The organism is Rhizobium sp. Leaf321, assembly GCF_001423215.1.
Classification (GTDB): Bacteria; Pseudomonadota; Alphaproteobacteria; order Rhizobiales; family Rhizobiaceae; genus Neorhizobium; species Neorhizobium soli.
In genome coordinates this window covers 442,573-463,575 of sequence record NZ_LMOF01000006.1, presented here as the reverse complement: position 1 = coordinate 463,575, position 21,003 = coordinate 442,573, and the positions used below count along the sequence as shown (strand labels likewise).

At 58.4% G+C, this 21,003-nt stretch carries 19 protein-coding genes and 1 tRNA gene; 4 read left to right on the top strand and 16 right to left on the bottom strand.

Going from position 1 to position 21,003, the window contains the following annotated elements; translation table 11 throughout:
* Positions 1–21: 21 nt before the first annotated feature.
* The 9 genes from ASF70_RS08645 to ASF70_RS08605 all read right to left on the bottom strand — a co-directional run bounded on the left by ASF70_RS08645 (position 22) and on the right by ASF70_RS08605 (position 6,508).
* Positions 22–642: a Maf-like protein gene (locus ASF70_RS08645; protein ID WP_062453855.1), complete on the bottom strand. Its 621-nt coding sequence runs from the start codon at positions 640–642 to the stop codon at positions 22–24.
* 28 nt (positions 643–670) lie between these two features.
* Entirely contained in the window at positions 671–889 is a 219-nt protein-coding gene (infA, locus tag ASF70_RS08640) for a translation initiation factor IF-1 (RefSeq protein ID WP_062453856.1), read from the bottom strand.
* A gap of 129 nt (positions 890–1,018) precedes the next feature.
* A complete protein-coding gene (locus ASF70_RS08635; protein ID WP_062454876.1) occupies positions 1,019–1,450 on the bottom strand; it encodes a low molecular weight phosphatase family protein in 432 nt (143 codons plus the stop codon).
* A 68-nt stretch (positions 1,451–1,518) separates the two neighbouring features.
* Positions 1,519–1,992, bottom strand: coding sequence for a UPF0262 family protein (locus ASF70_RS08630; RefSeq protein WP_062453857.1), 474 nt, complete (start codon positions 1,990–1,992; stop codon positions 1,519–1,521).
* Between the two features lie 2 nt (positions 1,993–1,994).
* Positions 1,995–3,308 carry a histidinol dehydrogenase gene (hisD, locus tag ASF70_RS08625; protein WP_062579057.1) on the bottom strand — a complete coding sequence of 438 codons (1,314 nt, stop codon included), beginning with the start codon at positions 3,306–3,308 and terminating at the stop codon, positions 1,995–1,997.
* Positions 3,309–3,350: 42 nt separating this feature from the next.
* Positions 3,351–3,782, bottom strand: coding sequence for a DUF2948 family protein (locus tag ASF70_RS08620; protein ID WP_062579055.1), 432 nt, complete (start codon positions 3,780–3,782; stop codon positions 3,351–3,353).
* A gap of 83 nt (positions 3,783–3,865) precedes the next feature.
* Positions 3,866–4,708, bottom strand: coding sequence for an oxidoreductase (locus ASF70_RS08615; protein ID WP_062579053.1), 843 nt, complete (start codon positions 4,706–4,708; stop codon positions 3,866–3,868).
* 153 nt (positions 4,709–4,861) lie between these two features.
* Positions 4,862–6,154: a UDP-N-acetylglucosamine 1-carboxyvinyltransferase gene (gene murA, locus ASF70_RS08610; RefSeq protein ID WP_062579052.1), complete on the bottom strand. Its 1,293-nt coding sequence runs from the start codon at positions 6,152–6,154 to the stop codon at positions 4,862–4,864.
* A 129-nt stretch (positions 6,155–6,283) separates the two neighbouring features.
* Complete coding sequence (locus tag ASF70_RS08605; protein ID WP_062579050.1) at positions 6,284–6,508, bottom strand: hypothetical protein; 225 nt, start codon at positions 6,506–6,508, stop codon at positions 6,284–6,286.
* A 153-nt stretch (positions 6,509–6,661) separates the two neighbouring features.
* Here ASF70_RS08605 and ASF70_RS08600 point away from each other — a divergent pair.
* The 3 genes from ASF70_RS08600 to ASF70_RS08590 all read left to right on the top strand — a co-directional run bounded on the left by ASF70_RS08600 (position 6,662) and on the right by ASF70_RS08590 (position 9,603).
* A tRNA-Thr gene (locus ASF70_RS08600) sits at positions 6,662–6,736 on the top strand.
* A gap of 102 nt (positions 6,737–6,838) precedes the next feature.
* The gene (locus ASF70_RS08595; protein WP_062579048.1) at positions 6,839–8,638 is read left to right on the top strand and encodes a site-specific integrase; all 1,800 of its coding nucleotides are present in this window, start codon (positions 6,839–6,841) and stop codon (positions 8,636–8,638) included.
* Between the two features lie 65 nt (positions 8,639–8,703).
* Positions 8,704–9,603, top strand: coding sequence for a hypothetical protein (locus ASF70_RS08590; RefSeq protein WP_062579046.1), 900 nt, complete (start codon positions 8,704–8,706; stop codon positions 9,601–9,603).
* Between the two features lie 70 nt (positions 9,604–9,673).
* Here the strand turns inward: ASF70_RS08590 and ASF70_RS08585 are convergent, their stop codons facing one another.
* The gene (locus ASF70_RS08585) at positions 9,674–10,498 is read right to left on the bottom strand and encodes a hypothetical protein (protein ID WP_156461801.1); all 825 of its coding nucleotides are present in this window, start codon (positions 10,496–10,498) and stop codon (positions 9,674–9,676) included.
* 598 nt (positions 10,499–11,096) lie between these two features.
* Here ASF70_RS08585 and ASF70_RS08575 point away from each other — a divergent pair.
* The gene (locus tag ASF70_RS08575; RefSeq protein ID WP_062579040.1) at positions 11,097–11,939 is read left to right on the top strand and encodes a hypothetical protein; all 843 of its coding nucleotides are present in this window, start codon (positions 11,097–11,099) and stop codon (positions 11,937–11,939) included.
* A 15-nt stretch (positions 11,940–11,954) separates the two neighbouring features.
* Here the strand turns inward: ASF70_RS08575 and ASF70_RS08570 are convergent, their stop codons facing one another.
* The 6 genes from ASF70_RS08570 to ASF70_RS08545 all read right to left on the bottom strand — a co-directional run bounded on the left by ASF70_RS08570 (position 11,955) and on the right by ASF70_RS08545 (position 20,768).
* Positions 11,955–12,608, bottom strand: coding sequence for a recombinase family protein (locus ASF70_RS08570; protein ID WP_062579038.1), 654 nt, complete (start codon positions 12,606–12,608; stop codon positions 11,955–11,957).
* Positions 12,609–12,871: 263 nt separating this feature from the next.
* On the bottom strand, positions 12,872–13,852 hold the full coding sequence (locus tag ASF70_RS08565) for a hypothetical protein (protein ID WP_062579036.1): 981 nt from the start codon (positions 13,850–13,852) through the stop codon (positions 12,872–12,874).
* A gap of 361 nt (positions 13,853–14,213) precedes the next feature.
* The gene (locus ASF70_RS08560) at positions 14,214–15,512 is read right to left on the bottom strand and encodes a hypothetical protein (protein ID WP_062579034.1); all 1,299 of its coding nucleotides are present in this window, start codon (positions 15,510–15,512) and stop codon (positions 14,214–14,216) included.
* Positions 15,496–16,092: a hypothetical protein gene (locus ASF70_RS08555; RefSeq protein ID WP_062579032.1), complete on the bottom strand. Its 597-nt coding sequence runs from the start codon at positions 16,090–16,092 to the stop codon at positions 15,496–15,498. Before ASF70_RS08555 ends, ASF70_RS08560 begins: the two co-directional genes overlap by 17 nt.
* Positions 16,093–16,228: 136 nt before the next feature.
* The gene (locus ASF70_RS23935) at positions 16,229–16,378 is read right to left on the bottom strand and encodes a hypothetical protein (protein ID WP_156461800.1); all 150 of its coding nucleotides are present in this window, start codon (positions 16,376–16,378) and stop codon (positions 16,229–16,231) included.
* Between the two features lie 460 nt (positions 16,379–16,838).
* The gene (locus ASF70_RS08545) at positions 16,839–20,768 is read right to left on the bottom strand and encodes a hypothetical protein (RefSeq protein WP_062579027.1); all 3,930 of its coding nucleotides are present in this window, start codon (positions 20,766–20,768) and stop codon (positions 16,839–16,841) included.
* Positions 20,769–21,003: the final 235 nt, after the last annotated feature.

Below are 21,003 nucleotides of genomic sequence, written 5' to 3'. Positions count from 1 at the left end.
TCAGGCCTCCTTCTTAAGTCTTCAGCCTTGCGGCCATGCGCCGGCGACGTCAAAACCTTCGCCAGCCAGCAGACCCGTCACTTCATGAAGCGGCAGGCCGACGACGTTGGAATAGGAACCGACGAGTTTCTGCACGAAGGCGCCGGCGATGCCCTGGATCGCGTAAGCCCCGGCTTTTCCCCGCCACTGGCCCGATGCGATATAGTTCTCGATCTCGCGGGTCGACAGTCGCTTGAAGCGCACCTTGGTCTCAACCACCTTCTGGCGGAACTGGCCGCCCGGCGTGACAAGACAGATGCCGGTATAGACCCAGTGGCCGCGGCCCGACAGAAGATGCAGGGCGGCACTGGCGTCCTGCGTATACTCCGTCTTTTCCAGGATGCGGCGCCCGACCGCCACGACCGTATCGGCAGACAGGATATAGCTGTGGCGCCAGGCGGGATCGTTGTTGACGGCGGCGAAGGCGGCCTCCGCCTTTTCCGTCGAAAGACGACGCGCAAGCGAACGCGGATGCTCCACCCGCTTGGGTGTCTCGTCGATATCCATCGGCATCAGCCGGGCCGGTTCGATGCCGACCTGATTGAGAAGATCGAGACGACGCGGCGAGCCTGAGGCCAGGATGAGCTTTTGTTCGATCGCCATGGGGACCCGTCTTTGCCGCGAGAAATTCTTACTTGAAGCGGTAGGTGATGCGACCCTTGGTCAGGTCGTAAGGGGTCATTTCGACAAGAACCTTGTCGCCTGCCAGAACGCGGATACGGTTCTTGCGCATGCGGCCCGCGGTGTGGGCGATGATTTCGTGTTCGTTCTCGAGCTTCACGCGAAAGGTCGCGTTCGGCAACAGTTCGACGACAATGCCCGGGAATTCAAGAACTTCTTCTTTAGCCATGTATTGGTTTTCTTTCTGTGTTGAAGGTCGGGCATGCCGAAATCTGATCAGCCGCCTCGAAATTTGCGCGGAAACTACACAATCGCGTCCGGTTTGTGAACCTCGCTTGACAGCGATTCTTGAAGACCGTCAATCGCCTGCCGGAGGTGGCCTGCGAATGGGCCTCATCCGTCGGTCAATCAGCTTCCACAGATGCTCTCGCACCTCGCGATAAGCGTCGAGAACCTGCTCGCGCGTGCCGGTCGCAGCCGTCGGATCCATGGTCGGCCAATAGACCACATCGACGGCGTTCGAACGGGTGAGTTCCAGGGCCGCGTGATGGGCCTCCGGCGTCAGCGTCACTATCAAATCGAAGAAATCATCCTCAAGGTCATCCATCGTCCGCGGCTTGTGCTGCCGGTTGCGGTTGAGCGAAAGGCCCACCTCTTCCAGAACGACATCGACGAAGGGATCGTGCTCGCCGGAACGGACGCCCGCCGACTGGATGTAGATATCGGGCTGCAGCAGGCTTTTTGCAATGGCCTCCGCCATCGGCGAACGGATGGAGTTGAAACCGCACATGAAGAGGATCGCGGTCGGAATGCCGATCGTCTGCTTCCTTGTCGGTTCGTCATCGGCCGCCATGGTCTTCAGCCGCGCCAGTAGAGCACGCAGACGAGCGTGAACAGCCGTCTTGCGGTATCGAAGTCGATTCGGATCTTGCCGTCGAGACGATCCATCAGGGTTTGCGAGCCCTCGTTGTGAATGCCGCGGCGGCCCATGTCGATCGCCTCGATGCGCGATGGCGTGGAGGTCTTGATCGCCTCGTAATAGCTTTCGCAGATCATGAAGTAATCCTTGATGATCCGCCGGAACGGCGTCAGCGACAGGATGTGGACCGCAACCCCCTCGCCCGCTTCGCCCGTGATGGTGAGCATCAGCTTTGCCTCGACCAGCGAAAGCTTCAACGTGTAGGGGCCGCCTGCATGGCCGACCGGCTCGAAGGCGTTTTCCTCGACAAGGTCGAAGATGGCAACTGCCCGCTCATGTTCGACATCGGGCGTCGAGCGCCCGATCGAGTCGTCGAGGACGACATCCGAGAGCCGGAAGTGCCCTTGTCCCATCCCTAGCCCTCGTCTTGCGGAGGCTGGGCGTTCATGCGGATGGCGACCGAACGGGCGTGGGCATCGAGCCCTTCCGAATGGGCGAGCGTGATGGCGGCCGGCGCCAGTTGCCGCAGTTGATCGGGTCCGAGCCTGAGGATCGACGTGCGCTTGACGAAATCGAGCACACCGAGGCCGGACGAAAAGCGTGCCGAGCGTGCCGTCGGCAGAACGTGGTTGGAGCCGCCGACATAATCGCCGATGACTTCAGGCGTGTGGCGACCGATGAAGATGGCGCCGGCATTGCGGATGCCGGCCATGAGCGCATCCGGATCGGCGACTGCGAGTTCCAGGTGCTCGGCGGCAATGCGGTTGGCAAGCGGGAGCGCGGCTTCGAAATTCTCGACCAGGATCACAGCGCCGAAATCGCGCCAGCTCGCGGCGGCCGTTTCTGCGCGCGACAGTGTCTTCAATTGTCGCTCGACGGCTGCCTCGACCGATTTTCCGAATTCGGCATCGTCGGTGATCAGGATCGACTGGGCACCGGCATCGTGTTCGGCCTGCGCCAGAAGGTCGGCGGCGATCCAGTCGGGGTCGTTGTCCTTGTCGGCCAGGATCAGCACTTCGGATGGGCCGGCGATCATGTCGATGCCGACGATGCCGAAGACCTGGCGCTTGGCGGCCGCCACATAGGCGTTGCCGGGACCGACGATCTTGGCGACCGGCGCAATCGTATCGGTACCATAGGCAAGCGCTGCCACGGCCTGCGCACCGCCGACGCGGTAGATTTCCGTAACGCCCGAGATGCGCGCCGCGGCAAGGACGGCCGGGTTGATGGTGCCGCCACCGGCCGGCACGACCATGACGACGCGCGGCACGCCGGCAACCTTTGCCGGCAGCGCATTCATCAGCACGGAGCTTGGATAGGATGCCGTGCCGCCCGGTACGTAGAGACCGACGGCTTCGATCGCTGTCCAGCGGGAGCCGAGGCCGACGCCGATCGCGTCTTCGTAGATATCGTCCTTCGGCATCTGACGGGCATGATGCTTTTCGATCCGCTCGGCTGCAAACTTCAGCGCGTCGATCACCTTGCGGTCCGTTTCGGCGAAGGCCTTGTCGACCTCCTCATCGGTCACGCGGATGCCGGTCGCTGTCAGATCAATGCCGTCGAAGCGTTTTGAATAGTCGACAAGTGCCGCGTCGCCGCGGGCGCGCACGTCATCGATGATGGCGTGCACGACGGCGTTCACATCCTCGGAGACTTCCCGCTTGGTCGAAAGAAAAGCGGAAAAGCGTGTCTCGAAGTCCGGTGCTGTCTGCTCAAGCCAGAGTGCCAAGCGGATATTCCTTCCCGTTCCATGCCATGATCACAAGGCCGGTCAAGGATGGCGCGGCCTCGTTGCGGTTTCCCATGCGCCGCCGATATCTGCAAGAGCAACTTCGATGCATTCGACATCGAGAGCAATGGTGCCGCCGCCGGAAAGCATCAGTTCCACGGTGCCATCAGGCCCCTCGCCCTTGGGCATGAAGCGCACGGCGAGAAGCGACAGGACATCATCCTTGCGGTTGCGGTCGATACCGGTCGAACGGACTGCTTCCACGCGCTTCAAGACAAGCGCTGCACGGTGCCGCTCGAACCCCTTTTTCTTCTCGCCGGCCTTTTCCCAATCAAACCTGTTGGCAGCCAGCGAGAATATCTTTTCCGACGCCGACCACTGCACGTCGGACAGCTTGAACACCGCATCCTGCATATGGGCAGACACGATCCCCAGATCGTCGGTATCGAGAGCCAGAAGCTTGAGCTCGGTCATGCGCGTCCATTCCGTTCCTGGGCCGCGATCTGCGGCCCGTTGTTTACTGGTCTGGAGATAGGATGGCGCATGCCAAGAAGCAACTATTTCGGGAAGTCGGCAGAGAGTGTCGTGTCCTTCCAGGCAACGATCTCGTCGCGGCGTTCCGATAGCTTGGCGGTGATGCCGGTATAAGCGATTTCGCCGAGCACGAGATGGCGCGGCGGGTTTGACGCTTCAACGACCTTGATCATGGCTTCGCCGGCACGCACGGGATCGCCCGGCTGCTGGCCGCTATAGCCTGCGGTCTGCTGCAGACGGGTGCCTGCGGTATCCTGATACTCCTCGATTTTCACCGGCGTCTGTTTCAGCGAACGGCCGGCCCAATCCGTCCGGAACGGACCCGGTGCCACGCAGGTGACCTTGATGCCGACCGACGCCACTTCGGCGGACAGCGCATCGGAAAAACCTTCGACCGCATGCTTGCTTGCCGCGTAATAACCGGAGCCCGGGAAGCCGATAAAGCCGGCCTGGGAGGTGATGTTGAGGATGTGGCCCTTGCGGCGGGCGCGCATGCCGGGCAGCACCGCCCGCGTCATGGCGAAAAGGCCGAAGACATTGGCATCGAACATGCCGCGGATCTCGTCTTTCTCGCCTTCCTCGATCGAGGCCTGGTAGCCGTAACCGGCATTGTTGACGAGGACGTCGATGCGCCCGAACTTTTCCTCGGCAGCGCTGACAGCAGCTGCGATCTGGCCTTCGTCGGTCACGTCGAGATCAACGGCGAGCGCATTGTCGTGGCCGGCGATGAGATCGGCAAGCCTTGCCTTGTCGCGGGCCGTGACGACGGTCGGAAAGCCCTTTGCAATTGTCAGCTTGGCGAGTTCCAGGCCGAAGCCGGAGGAGCAGCCGGTGATGAACCAGACGTTGGAAGATGCATCAGTCATAAAAATATCTCCGATGGAAAAGCCGGATCATGAAAATGAGGCGGGGCGTGTTGGATGACAATACCTGACATAGGCATGAAAAAAGGGACGGCAAGGTATCCCCCTGGCCGCCCCTCATCCCTCGAAACATGCGGCCTCTTCAGGCCATATTGCTCAGTCGCTGACGCGTTCGACGATGGCGCCGCAGCGTGTCAGCTTTTCTTCAAGACGCTCGAAACCACGATCGAGATGGTAGACGCGGCTGACGATCGTTTCGCCTTCGGCCGCAAGGCCGGCAATGACGAGCGACACCGATGCGCGAAGGTCTGTTGCCATCACTGGCGCACCCTTCAGCTGCGAAACGCCTTCGATACGCGCCATCTGCCCCGACAGCGAAATGCGCGCACCGAGACGGGCGAGTTCCTGCACGTGCATGAAGCGGTTTTCGAAGATGGTTTCGGTGACGTGCGAAACGCCCGACGACATGGTCATCAGCGCCATGAACTGTGCCTGCAGGTCCGTCGGGAAGCCCGGGAAGGGTTCGGTGACGATATCGACCGGCTGGATCCGGCTGCCGTTCCTGACGACACGCAGACCGCTTTCGGTTTCGGTGATCTCGGCACCGGCAAGGCGCAGCGTATCGAGCGCATTTTCAAGCAGCGAGGCCTGCGTGCCTTCGAGCACCACATCGCCGCCGGTCATGGCAACCGCCATCGCATAGGTGCCGGTCTCGATCCGGTCCGGCAGGACGCGGTGACGGGCGCCCGACAGCGAGGCAACGCCTTCGATGGTGATGGTGCGCGTGCCGGCGCCACTGATCTTGGCGCCCATGGCCGTCAGGCATTTTGCGAGATCGACCACTTCCGGTTCGCGGGCGGCGTTGTCGATGACGGTGGTGCCGCGGGCAAGGGTTGCCGCCATCAGCATGACATGCGTGGCGCCGACCGAAACCTTGGGGAAAGTGTAATGTGCGCCGATAAGGCCACCCTTGGGGGCCGACGCGTTGATATAGCCGGCATCGACCTCAAGGATGGCGCCGAGCGCCTGCAGGCCGTCAAGGAACAGATCGACCGGACGCGTGCCGATGGCGCAACCGCCCGGCAGCGACACGCGGGCCTTGCCTTCACGCGCCAGCAGCGGGCCGATCACCCAGAACGAGGCGCGCATCTTGGAGACCAGCTCGTAAGGAGCGGTCGTATCGACGATGGTGCGGCAGGTGAAATTGATCGTGCGCGAATAGCTCTCGGCCTGGCTTTCGCGGCGGCCGTTGACGGAGACATCGACGCCATGATTGCCAAGGATGCGCAACAGCTGCTCGACATCGGCCAGATGCGGCACGTTTTCGAGCGTCAGCGTATCGCTGGTCAGAAGCGAAGCGATCATCAGCGGCAGCGCGGCGTTCTTGGCGCCCGAGATCGGGATCGTGCCGTGAAGCTCGTTGCCGCCGGAAATTCTGATGCGATCCATGGTGTGGTAACTCTTTCTCTCAAGCGGCCGGGTTTGCGTCTCTAGACCAAACCTTGCGCCGCTTCAATCCGTGATGAAAACTGCGGATGAAAGCAAACCGTGCCACAACCCGTTTATGCACTGCAAACGCTATGATGATTCGTCCGTTTTTGCGGCAGAGGGCGAAGAGGCCGGCAATCCTTGCGTCTCGTCCGCCTCGCCGGCGCGCCGCGCACGCGACTGACCTTTCCGCCGCATCAGGTTTTCCCGCAATTTCGCCGCCGCCCGCTGCTTGCGATCCAGCTCACGCCGCTCGGCTTCGCTCAACGGTGCGGCCGGCGCCTGGCTATCCAAGGTTTCTGGTTTTTTCGACATGGCTTCTCCTTAAAGAAAAAGCCCGACACACGAAAGCACCCCGGGCGTTTTCCCGGATGGTTCTCCAAGAAGTTCGATTTTGCTGCTTGCACTTGCCCCGAACCTATGGCAATAGCCCCCTCGCTGACGACACGAACCCGAACGTCCGCAGATGCTGCTATAGCTCAGGGGTAGAGCACTCCCTTGGTAAGGGAGAGGCCGAGAGTTCAAATCTCTCTAGCAGCACCATTTTCTTTTCCGATAGTGTCAAGAACATAGCATTCTCAATGGCTTTCCGCAACCTGGACTGCTATGGAATGGTGATGTGTAATGGTCGGAAGGCGCTGGAGGATGCGTGGTCTCTCCAGGAGGAAAGGCTCCGGGGTCTGGCAGGGTCGATTTTATATCCCCTCTGAGATTTGGAACGAACGGGACCGACTCCGTGAGTTAGGCGTCAAGGTCGGCAAAAATCAGGACTACCTGAAGTCGCTGGGCGAACGCTCAAAGGGTGACGCTGAAACCGCCTACCTGGAGCGGCTTCGAGACCACAGCAACAAGATGGCCGACTGGCAGGCACTCTTGAGCCTTGGCCCGGTCAAGCTCGACCATGAACAGGTAGTTGCTATTGCTGGAAACGCTGCCCTTGAGTTCGTCAGGCAGCACAAGGCCGACCCAGAGAGTCTTACCGCACCGATTTCCTTCATCCGCTTTGCCTTTGGGTGGCTTGAAGCGAACATGCGGCAGCGCGGCCAGTTCTTCATTGCAATGGACAATCCGGTAGAGGAGTTCCTCAGGGAAGTTGAGGCACTATCACTGCCAGCCCTACCAGATTTCATCAGGAAGGAGCGGGAGAAAGACATCGGCCCCTATCGAGCGATGTTCATCGACTACCTGCGTCGCATCCTCGTTGCGTATCGCGAGAAGATGGGGCAGGACCTCATCGCCTCCGCCCTTGCCTCTCACGTTCTAGCCGTCACAGAGGGAAGCCGCGAGGCGCTTAACAAGGCGGGCGCTGTGTTTGCCGGACGGGCTCTGGACGCGCTCGAAGCTCGCCTTGTCGAGATGGATTATACAGACCCTGCCTGGGAAGCCGGTGTCCCCGCCATCAATCTACCGTCAAAGACGCGAGTCTCAGGCAGAGACCGCTCGGCCAACCCATTCGACCTCTTCAAGCTCCTCGAACACAAAGCCTCCACCCAGACCTCAAGTGCAAAGACGATATCGCTGTATGAGGGAACGGTGCGCAGGTTCAAAAAGTTCGTGGGCCATTCGGACGCTTCCAGGGTGACGAAGGCAAACGTCCGCGAGTGGCGAGACGCGATGATTGAGGAGGGGCTTTCGCCCGCTACCATCAACCGGAAACATCTAGCCGCTATCGGTGCGATCCTGGGCCACGCTGTTGAAGAGTTCGACCTAGGGCACAATGTCGCGCACGGCATCAAGGACAAGCGCGAAGACACAGGTCCTGTGGTCAAGAAGGAGTATGATCGGGAAGTGGTCTCGGACATCCTTACGGCCACCTTTAAGGGGTCAGAGAAGTCTGGCCTGTCCCTTCCTCATAGACGCGCCATCTTCTGGCTTCCGTGGCTCATGACTTATACGGGTCTCAGGGCTGGCGAAGTGGCACAAATTCAAGGTCGGAGCGTCTTAGAGCATCGTGGCCAACCATACCTACTCATCACCCCAGATGATGGCAGCACGAAGAGTAGGAGAGCTTGGGCGACGGGGCTACATGCCCATCTGCTTGAGCTTGGCTTCCTGGAGTTTGCCAAGGAAGTAGGTGACGGCCCCCTGTTCTACACGCCGTACCCTAAAGACATGTCGCTCCAGGGCGTTAAGAACCCCCGGTGGGAACAATCCTACAAGCGGGTGGGGGAGTGGATCACCGGAGAGCTTGGGATCAACGCGCCACTGGGTCGGGCTAACCATGCGTTTCGTCACGCCATGACAACGGCATCCCGTGGCGGCCAAGAGGAGGAGGATGCCTGGGAGCGACTCGATAAAGAGACGCGAGACTACATGCTCGGCAGTCGCCCTCAGAACGATGCGCGTGAGGGATATGGAGAATGGGGCCCATCTGTGCTCAATAGGGAAATCAATAAGCTTCCTCGCTTCAATGTCAAAGACCCTGGGAAGCGGCCCTACAAATAGTCTATTAGGGTAGTTACATAATCCAACTTGCTGGACGAGCTGGTATTTCGCAGGAGCAGTACACTTTGATCTTAAGCAAGTCCGCAGGTTCAGACCTCCAGCCTCCGATCATCCAGTATTTCAACAAGTTCGATGGAAAGCTCTGGTACGCTGAAAACGGCTACCCACACCCCCTACCCGGCCTAAGTGTTGGCTGGAGGCGGGTCACAACGGCGCTAGAGGAAGTTCTTGATCTATATGAGACGGTTCGAGAGGAGAAGCTAGACCCGTCTAGTTCATCCAAAAGTCGGGGGAAAAATACTGACAAGCTGCTGGAAAGACACCAAGAGCTTGTGTATCGAGCCGTAGAATTCGTAGAGACAGCGGCGGATAAAACTAAGTTCGCCCTGTTGCCTCCTGAGCGCCTGAAGGACAGATGGGAAGCTCCGAGAGTCAAGGGCTTAAGGAGACATGCCGACATCATCTGTAACAGGCTGAAGCACAACCAGCATCAGCTTGTAGGCGTGACTGTTAGCCATCCACAAAGCAGGGTCGAAGGCTACATGGTCACCCATATTTCGCCTTCTGGCGAGGCTGTTCCCAATCGAGACATCCATAAGGATAGAGAGGCGTTCTCCCTTAACGTGGACGTTCGGAAGATTGTTGCCAACTGTTACTTGGTCTCGCAAGAAGTCGTGCACGTGGCTGAAAGTATGACTGGGACGAAGATGGAGCCTTTGGACGGGGCCGACCCAGAAACAGAAATTGCCCTGCGAAGACTATGCGACCTTCCGCTTTTTGTCTTTCCCGGCGAAACCGCTAAGCATATGCCCATCCTGTCGTTTGACGGTGAGGCTCTTTCGATTGAGGACCGCGGAGGACATACACGTCATTCGATGTTTGGACACCACTATGAAACACGGTACATGTCGGACGGGCATACTAGGAGCTTCCACATTCCATTCATGGCAGGACATAAGAATTGAACCTGCAACGAGACGATCTGTCAGTACCTGCCCAGTTCCCATGCGAAGGTTCAATCTTTCAGGAACACCCTTAGTCTCCTATTCCGGCAAGGAACCTTATAAAGCCCATACCAGTAGTTGCTGAGAGCACCGCAAGGTCGAGAGGAGCTTCATGTCGTTGCTCAAAGGCGACGCCGTGCCGATAAGGATGCGCCTCTTTAACCCACGCGTTGAACGTCTCAAGCATCCGGGTCACCTTGTCGTCGGCTTCAGGTACTCCGGCGTACCGCTCTAGGAGCAGCGGCTTCAGGTGTTTGTCAGCGTTCTGACGGTTTAGCCGATCAGCCGTGCCGGGGCCAATTACCACAAGGAACGTGCTCTCCACAGCCTCGAAAACACCACGAATAAGGCCCTTCCCACTTTGGGTTACGGGAGCTAACGCTTTCAGACCTTCTTGAAGTGCCGCACGGGCTGCACCAAACCGTTGGTCCGCGAGACCTTCCAAAGTTGATTCGGAAGTCTGGTGGAACTCCTCATCCACGAGGTAGTGTACGCCGCCTTGGGTATATAGCCGGTAATGTAGGTTCTCTTCAGCGAAGATGCGACTAACAGCGGCGACGACATTCTGTTTTTTATCGTCAGAGACGTGTCGCACCCACAATGTGACTGCGCTGAGCATGTCCCCTATCTGAGATTTTCTCCAGAACGCATCGTGAAATGGCCGGTTACCCAGACTTGGATAGTCTACTCCGAGTTCACGCTCGACGGCCCTTGAGAAGTCTCCACCGCTGTACGGCATATTGTCGAAGAAATTTCTGATTATCCGATTCCGGGCTCTATTACTGTCAGACAACTTCACTGGACTGCGAAGATAATTCTGCCGAAAAAGTCCGCCCTCTACAATTTTGTCTACCACCCCTGACGCCCTTCCATAGTTTTGCTGCTGCGTACTTTAATAGGCTACGTCAGCTTCGCAATGAACGTATTATCCAGGCGTCTTTGTTTTCCCAGCAACTATGCGCTATTGAATTATCTATTCGCTCTGCCATCATGGAGGGCATTGCGGGAGAGACCCTGTGCTGCCACGATGCCGGACATCAGGTCGCCTCCAAACAGCTTAAAGCGTTGAAGGATTGGATTGACGGATCACATTTCTACCGACATGAGCCGGGAAGTGAGGAACCGAACCAACCGCTACTGGACAAGGCGATATTAATGGTCTCGAAGGCATGCGCCTGCCTGCGTTGGCTACGTGGCTTCGACATCAAGTAGCCCTCGTCCGGTCCAGAACCCTTTTGACCTGCATCGCAGTCCATCGGCCGGCTTGCGATGTCGTCACCTCCATATCATTCAGTATTACGGCGACAATTGAGGTGACTGGCCGCATAACGTGCTTGATGCAGAGATAAACCGGATGCCCAAGTTTGCTGTGGGGAAAGCCCCTCCCCGCCTGAGGTGCTAGGCGTGTCGCCTCACGTCCTGCTATACTATAGTGTCAGAGTGGAGGAGGATGCATGGAAGAGTTCGGTCGCCGGGAGATTTCCTTTGAGCAAGCGGAAGGCATCGTACCTCTTCCATCCCAGTTGGCGCTTAAGACAACTACTCGTGTTCTCCGTGCGCGGCTGTGGGCCGCCATCCTCAGCCGTGTGGAAGCCGACCAACGGAAAGGGAACCTTTCCATTTCCTTAGGTTCGAAGTGGGAAGCGATTTTTCGCGACTATGTTGTCAGAAGGCTCGGCGCTTTTTCAGATCAGGCCAACAGCACCAAAGATCAATTGATTGCGACCATCCGGCCCAGCTTCGAGAAGGACGACTACGTCGCGGTGCTGGGAACAACTGAATGGCTTGTCCGGAGTGCGGGAGACCAGTTCTTTAATAATCAAGTGCGGCATGTGCTTGAAGACGAGCGTAGCGCCTACAGACTAGTAGACGCCTCAATCGTACCGATCTCGTCAGTTGAGGAGGGTGAAGCTCTTTTGGGTGCGCTTGCGGCTGTTGATAGGCCGGGATTTGGAGGAGGCAGGGCGCATTTGCTAAAAGCGGGATCAGCCTTAACCTCTGGTCAGTTTGCGGACAGCGTACGGGAAAGCATCCACGCGGTAGAGTCGGTCGCTAGGTCACTAACCGGCGAGACATCACTGAGGGAAGCGCTTATAAATCTGGCCAAGAAGCACCCTATGCACCCGGCTCTACAAAAGGGTTTCAATAGCATCTACGGCTACACCAGCGATGCAAATGGAGTACGGCACCCAATGGTGGGAGATGAGGCTGCAATGGTAGGAGAAGCTGAGGCGGTGTTCATGCTGGGAGCTTGCGCTTCCTTTGTAACGTTCTTGATTAAGATCGCCAGTAATTGACCTGCTGCGGCGGCCTCATGCAGCCGCTCGATCCAACACCCTCTTGACCTGCATCGGAGTCCATTGCCCTCCCCTTGAGGTCGCCACGTTCATGTCGTTGAGCGTCTCGGCAATGGATGAGAGTGTTTGACCGGCGTTACGCAATGGTCCGACTATCTTCATGGCCCTATCCGCCTCCGCCCTGGCCTTGTCTTGGATCGCCTTATTGCGCTTCATGGTCTTGTCCCGAAGGCCGCCCAATTGACGTCCCCGCTCTTTGGCCGCCTGAAGTGCCGCCTTGGTACGCTTGGAGATGAACTCCCGCTCCTGTTCGGCAAGGGCCGCGTAGATGTGAAGCTGGAAGTTGTCGGCGTGGGGCATGGAGGCTACGCGGATGGTCGCCTGTTTGATCGTCCTGGCAATGAACTCCACGTCGCGGCTCAGGCGGTCTAACTTGGCCACCAGTAGCTCCGCTTTCTCTTTTCGGGCCAATTGCAAGGCCTTCATGAGTTCTGGTCTGTCGGCCGCCTTGCCAGATTGAACGTCTTGGAACTCCCCAATGATCTTCCATGGCGTCTCCGAGAAGTTCTGGAGGTAGAGGTCGATGTCGCGTAGTTGCGCTTCCAGACCCAGGCCGCTCTTGCCCTGTTCCGCCGTACTCACTCGCGTATAGATGACATACCGTTTCATGGGTCTCTCCAGCTGATAAGGAGAGTCTAGCTTGTATTTATCTAATGTCAACGTTGGTTGTGAGTGTTATATTCTTATGGCGTGTTTCGCAGAGTCCGGGAAAGGGGCGGCCCCTCCCCACCCCTTGTCGTAATGATATAACAAACCGCGCACTTTGTCGCCGAGTAGCCGACTCCCACCCCTAGAGGGGGGAAGTCGCCGCGTTGTCACGTATATTGGAGGTGTCGCGTGAGGCACCCTTGTTGAGGTCCGGGGATGAGCGGTTAATCCGGAACTTCCGCATCACTGGAGTTTTCCGCCTGAAGTCTCGCTATTTCACGCAAGAGCGTTGGCAACCCAAGCATACCACGGCCCCCCTGGGTGATTTCTAGGCCCTCCAGTGACCGGAGCTTAGCGCACTCTTGTATCTTTTGAGCTATTGGCATCATGAGACCAAGCAGCTTACGTGTCTCCCTAGCGCGTTTGTCGACAAATGCCTCAAGGCCATTGAGCGTCACTATATCGACTGTCGAAAACGCTACGGCAGATGTGGAACCTTTCCAGTGACACCTTACGTGATCTGCTTCATCGAGCTTCATGCTATTCTCAGACGGATCGAACGACGCTTTAAAAAGCCGGCCATCTACGACAACAACTGGAAAAGCAATTTCGGCTGCGCGTGGCACGCCCCCATCAGCACGAGGAGCCCGGTCCATTTCCGCAACGTGGGAATATGTGTTTTCGACTACGCTCTTGAGTGCGGAGTAAAAATGGTCTTGTTGTCCATTAGCAAGTGCTTGGCGGCCTCCAAACCCTCCTTCCTCTGGCGTCGCAAATAGGTCGAGAGCATGAAGGATAGGATCTCCCGCAATCGTCCAGATTATTGACTCGCAAAAAATGGAAGCGATACTTTGCGCAGCACAGGCGGTTGGGGCCATCCGCGTGGATGGGCTGGTGAACACGACCCACGGCTTGTCCCTGGACCACTTGCACTCCACAACGTGCGAGACCCTTAAGAAGAAATCGTGACCCGGCGTCCAGACAGTTTTGGAAGCAACAACATCGAGCTCTCGCTTGATATCCCTCCCAGAGCTGGGATCACGGGACACTACATATCCGCCCTGATTGACGGAGAACTCGTTCTGTCTGAAGATGTTCGCGGTCTTGTATTCTGTCGGGTAGCCTTCTCCCTGTAGCCATTCCGCTACCCTTTTACGAAGCTTGTCCTCTTCTGCAGAATTTTGATCACCGTCACCCACGCTCATGTATCCCCTTGCATCTCTGTTGAGCGGATCATGGAGGAATGACTTTGAGTCGTCACCTACTGCCGTTCATCAGACCACCGTTTATCATCAGGCAGGGGCTGGAGGAGTGGACAGTGGGGAGAACTTGGCGGGTGAGGCATGGCGGGAGTGCTCTAGGTGGCTGACATCAGGGGGAAAGATGGTTCTCCACCCACTCCCTCTCCTTTTCCTAGAAGGTTGTCCGGTATGATGTCGGTCACTCTGAGCACCCTACTAAAGGGCAGCTTCAAGCTAAGGCCGATGATGAAGGTAGGCCGATCACCCAACACTTAGAGGAGAGACTTGGAGCGGTAAGCCTTTAGTGGCAAGTTGTTGAAAGACCTTATGCCGCCACCTTTTGACTTCCTTCGGGTCTTACCACGGGCTTCTCCGCGACGGGAAGAGCAACGCCCAACAGTCTCTCAGACACTTCTTGCATCGCCTCTGCAACCCTTCCCTTGTTGGAAACGGCGCACTGTACGCCATCATGCAGAGGCATCGCTCCGATCTCCTGGGTCTCCAGCTTCAGGAGAAACTTCACCATGATCTGGCTTTCTGTGGCCATTAGTTCCACCCCCATGTCTTTCCCCATGGCGTCCCTCAGGGCTGGGTGATGGCGGCTGAAGGCATCGACAAGACGCTTGGCTGTCCAGCCTTCCGGTAGCTCCTCCTTGAGTTCTGGCGAGAGCCGCTTCAGGTCTCCCCTACGTGAGAGGAGCGAGAGCATGGCCAGTTTGCATCCATTGCGATGTTCTTCAAGACCCTCGATAGCGTACGGGTCTCCTGGGAATAGCTTACCTGTTAGACGGACGTACGCCAGTTGACAGAATGCCCCTCTGAAGTCCAGGTCCGCGATAGGCTCCCCGCCGATGGTGATGAGGTGGCGTCTGTCCGATTTTAGCTGCTGCCACCACCCTCCGAAGAGCCGACCGCTGAGATTGAAGGTTTGCGCGTCATCCTCTGACCTCAGGAGAAACAAACGACGGAGAGAGATTGGGCTCTGCCGCTCTCCATCGAACCGGAAGCCAGACTCGTTGAGGTGCGCGTTAATCCGCAAGATTTCGGCACGAAGACCATTTGTTTCGGCCGTGTCGTCATAGTCCATACGGCATTTGATCGGTGTACGATCCTTGAAGCGGATCTCCCCGGTTCTGGCATTGAGCCAAATGGTCTCCGCCCCTTCTGCTCGCGCGATGTCCACCAACTTCACGCCATGCTGGAGGATCGCGTCCATCAGGGCCAGCGTGGGCTCTACTGTCGTGCTCCGCTCCCGATAGATGTAGGGGTGGCGGATGACGAGACCCAAGTCCTGCAATGCCGTGAGTACCCCTGAAAGCAGGCTTTGGGGGTAGTCCGGTCGGTCGTATCTGGTTGGCTTGGTCTTGGCCGTCGCGACTGCAAGGAGATTGCGGTTTTCGGCATGAGGGCTGAGCATCATCACCGCCATGTTCGCCATGACGTTTTCCACCACAAGCCGCCTCCGGGCGATGGCATCCCGTCTGGCTGAGTGGGTCAGGTTGGTGTAAATCTTCCTCTCCACCCGCTCCGCTATGGTCTCCGAGAGCGACTTGAGGCCGTCCCCTTCGGCCGTCAACCACGGGTCCAGGAAGACGGCTGGTGGTAGATCATCCTGGATAGACATCAACGAACTCCTGGAGGATGACGGGTTTCGGGTAGCTCTCTGAGGTGGGCGCGTGGTCTGCCTTATGCTGAAGGGCGTCGGCTCTAGCGGTCCCCCTGGCTACAGCTATCGCGGCGGCAAAGCCTGGAGCTTCCTGCATGGTCTTATGGGGGCAGAGGGACCAACGGGCGGGAGTGGCCTGGATGATGTTGACGACTGCGGGGTATATGTCCAAGGGCTTCCCGCTCTTCGCCCGCCCCTCGTTGAGCATGGCGTGGTACCCGATGCCGCCTAGCTTGATGTAGTCGTGAAGCTGGGCCAGTGCGTGGACCTCGATGCGGCGGCCCTGCGGGATGGCCTTGAGAAGCGTCTCAATGCCGTAGACCACGGGTGGAATGGCTTCAGGTGCGTAACCTGTTCCCCACATGGTCCACCTGACGTTGCCGTTGACGAGGATGGCGATGGCGTAGCTACAGGCCGCTAGAGGTGCGGCTCCTGGTCCCTTCTTGGCGGCGGGTTCATGCCAATGCGCAATGGTGGCTGTGAGCTTGTCTTCTGGGCATAGGTTCGCGAGCGCCGCTTGAAGGCGTAGGAAGTCCATGGGGTGCTCCTTGAGAGTGTGGGAGGCTGACCGAAAATGGTCATTGATTAGATGGCACAAGTGATGCGCCAATTGCATAGCAACGCGGTCAACTATGCGTTTATGTCCTAGTAGCTCCAGGCCGCGTAAGTAGCTGTTATCGCTCGTCTCGGGTGTAGCGCGTGGGCCGCTTCTTGAGCCGCTTTCGCTGGATCGAGACGAGGAGGTTGGAGGGGTCCTCCACATTGAGCCGCGCAATGCAGTCATCAAGCGGCGTACTCAGTGGCAGGCGCTTTAGGTCGGACATGAGGTCCTCCTGGATGGGGCTGAGCCTGCCGGATGGAAACTGGAAGGCGGCAAAGGGTCGGACACTGACGCCACCCCCAGTCCTCCCACCCTTGCGCTCCCTGAGGTGGAGAACATGCGTGATGAAATGGTCTGTGCAGTAACCGCGACGAAAGGCATCCGCCCCGCATAATCTGCCTGGAGTTGGAGGCTCGGCCCTATACATGGTCTGAGACCCAGGTTTCGGCATGATGAAGGCTGTGCAGCGTCCCTCTTCCGCCGCCATCTTGATCTGGGCCGCAAGTCGCCGCTCCAGGTCCATCTCCTCTTGTCGCTTCTGGTGGAGCCAGCTTCGTGTCTTAGGGTGGATATCCACGCCCTTCAGGCTCCGCCGTATCTTCTTGAAGTGGTTCATGGGTCTCCTTCATGAGGATGGAGAGGAGGCCGCATAGCGGCCCCCGTGGTGATCCTTGTGCAGTGGACTACCTGCCTAGTGCCTTGAGCAATTCTTGAGCCCCAGGTTGACCCTCCTGCCTCCGCTGGCGGTTCTCGATGAACGCACCACGCGCTTCCTTCTGCCGCTGCTTGATGAGGGGTCGGAGTTCGGGATACCTCCTCACCAATTCGGCTCTGGCGGCATCGCGGTAGCTACCAGTTATGGAGGCAAGACGGTTTAACCGCGTTCCCTTCTCCCCAGCTTCGCCGTCCGGCAAGTCCTGATAGCCTGACTTCTGGATTTCCTTGGCGAGGTAGTGCTTTAGGGGCTTCTTGCCGGGTAGCTGGCCACTGAGTTCCTGTAGGGTTTCATACGCGCTCTTCCTGTTTTCCAGCCGAACGTCGCGTAGATCGATACCTTGGAACTCTGGGTCCGGCTTACCAATCCACTTCTCGGTCTGAAGCATGATGCGGTTATGTTCCGCGTCAACAATGTCGGTGTCCTGGGTGCCTGCTAGAGCCAAAGTACGCTCCATGGGCTGGCCGAACACGTCATAGACCTTTGGAAGGGTTTCCCTTAGACCCGGAACACCTCGGATGAGATTGTCCACGAAGCCCCTGGCCTCTCTGATGTAAGGGTCTGGGTTGTGCTCGCGCATGAGGGTGCTGGCAGGGAGCATAGACGCCATCGTCCTCGCAACGTAAGCGGGGAACTTCTCTGGCTCCATTGCTGCCTGGATGGCATTGTTGAGACTGAGGAGGAATGTCCTGTCTCCCAGGTTCTGTGCCAAAGCTAGAACTACGGCTCCAGAGGCGTCCTCAAGGTCCTTATCCGGGTGCATCTGCCTCTCAACCACGATGTCGGTGATGATGCCCATCGCCATCGCTGCTGGGTCAAAGCGTTGCCACTGGAGGTACTGCTTCTTTCCGTCCGCATCCTCCCAGACGATGGAATAGGGTCTCCACCCTGTCGCCATCATTTCCCGCCTAAGTTCTGGGTCCCTGGGTCCGCCACCTGTCAGCCTTCCCGATGCTGCCATGGATGCCGCAAGGCCTGCGAACATGGACCCCATAAGCATCTGCCCTGTGGCGTGGGCCTTTGCCTCTACCCCACCCTTCCCCTTGATGGCATCTCGGAACTCCTTCTGCGCCAAGTTGAGTCCTGGAGTAAGCTTGATGCCATACCTGAGGACATTCACAGGGGTCTTCACAAACGGCAGGACTAGCGAAAGGACTGGAGCCGTGCGACGGGCTGAGATAGCGGCCCTACCCATGCTTCCTCCAATCGTCGTCTCGTAGTCCAGGTCTTGTTGGAAGCCTACCATCTGAGACTCTCTCAAGGCCTTCGCATCGAGAGCGCGTCCGGTGTCGGGGTCGATGGCCAAATCCATTGCCCTCTGGATGAAGGACTTGGTGTCGGCCGCATTGAGACCACGCTCGGCGGCGTCTACGGCCGCCCTGGACTGGACAACCGCACGGTACCTCATCAGCTTGAACATCTCGTCCATGGCACCCAGGGACCGCGTGGGGAGACCAACGATGTTCCTGTAGCTGGCGGACATATAGGCGTTCTGTACCACGTCCCAGACACCCTTGACGGGCTTCCAGGGGAGCACTTCTGCGCTGATGCCTTGGGCTCCGCCTTGGAAGTATTCCGTGTTGTGTGGGGCAAGGATCGAGTCACCACGCTTGAACGCCTCGACCGCTGAGAACCAGCCGTCCGCTAGTGAGGTCATGGTGTAGGTGTATTCTCGGAGCGCCTGACGCGAGACCGTGGAGAGTTCCGCCCTTCGCGCTGCGTCCTTGGTGACCAGCTTCAGAGCCGCCGACCCGAAGAGCTTCTCCGTGGGACGGGCAACAAGCATCATCGCGTTGGTGGTGGTGTTGACGAGGTGAGTAGGCCACATCCAGAGGAGGCCGTTGGTAAGATGCCAGCTTGCCTCATCCATGACCCTCTCGGACCACTTGCGGTTAGCCATCATCATGATCTTGCGTGGGTCTCCCTCCGCCTTCTCCATGATGACTGCGAGCTTGGCGGAGTCGAGGTTCTTGATGTTCTGAAGGTCTGCATCCCTCACGCGGAACTGGCCACGCGCACGGCGGAGGGCGCGGCCTGAGTTGGCAAGCATGGAGTTGGCATTCGCCATGACATCCACGGCCGCTGCGAGACGGGCCTTGAGTTCCGCATTGGCCGCCTCCGCGTTCCCCGCGAATGCGTCCAGGTTCCCTAAGCGTATGTCGCTGGCTAGTTTGTCTGCGTCGATGAACATCTTGTTGCCCACACGGAGGGAGGCTTCCAGGGTCGGGACCATCTGAGACGCCTTTCTGCCCATCTCCGCGATCTGCCCCAGGATAACCTCAGGGTCTTCATTGAAGACGTCTGCAAGCTCCTTGGTGATACCCTGGACACGTGCGTCCGTCATCTTGGCTCCACCCTTGGCCACGTCATAGCGCGACTTCAGGACGTTGGCCGTCTGGCGGATGAAGGTCATGGTCTCGGTGGTGCCGCGAAGCTTCTGCCACGGGAGAGGCGTTGCGTTTCCGAACTGATGGCCAGCCTCACGGGCTGCCGCAAAGGAACCATACTGCTTGATTGCAGCACTATCGGCGGCGCTGCCCTTGAGGATGTCGTCAAGCTGCTCGTCGGTGATCTCCTGGACGCGGAGGGTACCCGGCTCCTTGACATCGGAGGGCAGTTCCCGGGTGCCGTTCTTACCGATGGGCTGGGAGATACCGACTTGCTCGGTTACGTCTTCTCGCGGCGCGGCCTGGGGATCGACCTCGCGGGGGGACAGAAGGTCTGGGTTTTCAGCGTCGGCTCGTTGGGGTGCCGTAAGGCTGGAGGCCTGACCCTGCGCTGGGACCTCAGGACTTTCACCCACGGTATTACCCCGTACAGGAACTTCACTGGCTGGTCCTTTCAGAATGACACGGGCGTCATCGCCAGGAGAGGGCATGTAGATCGGCGCGGCACCCCAGCGGTGGCCCTGGGAGTCCATCATCATGCCACGGCTTACGGAGGTGATGTCACGGGTCTTTCCCTCGATAACCATCTGGACGGTTCCGCCACCATCAAGCGTCTTCTGGACATCTTCAGCGATGCCATCCGCCGCAGCACTTTGGTCGAACTTTCCGTCTGGACCTGTGAAGCGGGACCTAATGTCGGCACTACGGAGTTCCGTGATACCCCTCGGGCTGGCAACTTGTGTAGCCGCACTTACGGCTTCCTTCGTCTCCAGCTTCTCGATCTCTTTAAGTGCCTCATCTTGTTTGCCAGCCCTCAGGAGCTTCACCACCTTGACGGCACCCACGAGGGCGAAGTCCAGGCCAATACTCTCGATGGCGTTCTTGAAGCGGCCCTCAGCGGCGCTGTCTCCAGGATCGGAGGACAGGTAGGCGGTCACAGGGTTCTGGAGCGATGGATATGACTCGATGAGGTCTGAGAGGCGGTCCTCATGAGGGTCGAGGACGACTGCGGATGCTGCCGCCCCCTTCGTGATCTCAAAGGCCGCCCTCCCAGCCTTACCGCCATTGCGTAGCCGCTGGAGGAACTTGACGGGCTTCATCAGCTTGCCAGCACCCACTAGGCCGGTGACCATCTGGGAGATGCTCTGGGTGGCGGACGTGATGAAGCCGCCTTCCTTGTTCGCCTCGTATCGGTCCTCATGGGCCTGTCGGAAGAGTGACTTGTCGCCGGGCCAAGCCTCACCCGAAAGGAAGTCCTTGGTCTCGATGCCCGCTGCGATGACACCTTCACCGGCCGCCTCAACGAACCTCGGTGGGGAAATTGCCCGGTTGATGGCTCCAAGGATACCGGAGTTGCGGTCCTTCTCGATCTGCTCCGTTGTGATGCCTGTTTGATCAACGTCTGGTATTTCCGCGTCTAGCTCCGCCATGGTCTTGAGGAACATTTCCTCGTCCGGGGTGGTGCCTGAGCGTGATGATGCGTCGGGCGTTTCGGTCATGGGACCGGCCATAGTGTTCTCCTGTCATAGGAATGTGAGGTGCCGTTCGCGAGCCATGGTTTGGGCAACACGTCGAAGCGGGTGATGATGGGGACGCGAGCCTAGCGACGGCTCTTCAAGTACGTGGGAATTATCGATATAGTGGCGAGAAGCGGGACCAACTTATCAAGTACGCGCTTATTTTCTCACGGGTCTTGGCGGCGGCTTATCAAGCACACGCAGATTGCATGTTCGATTAGGAGGCTCC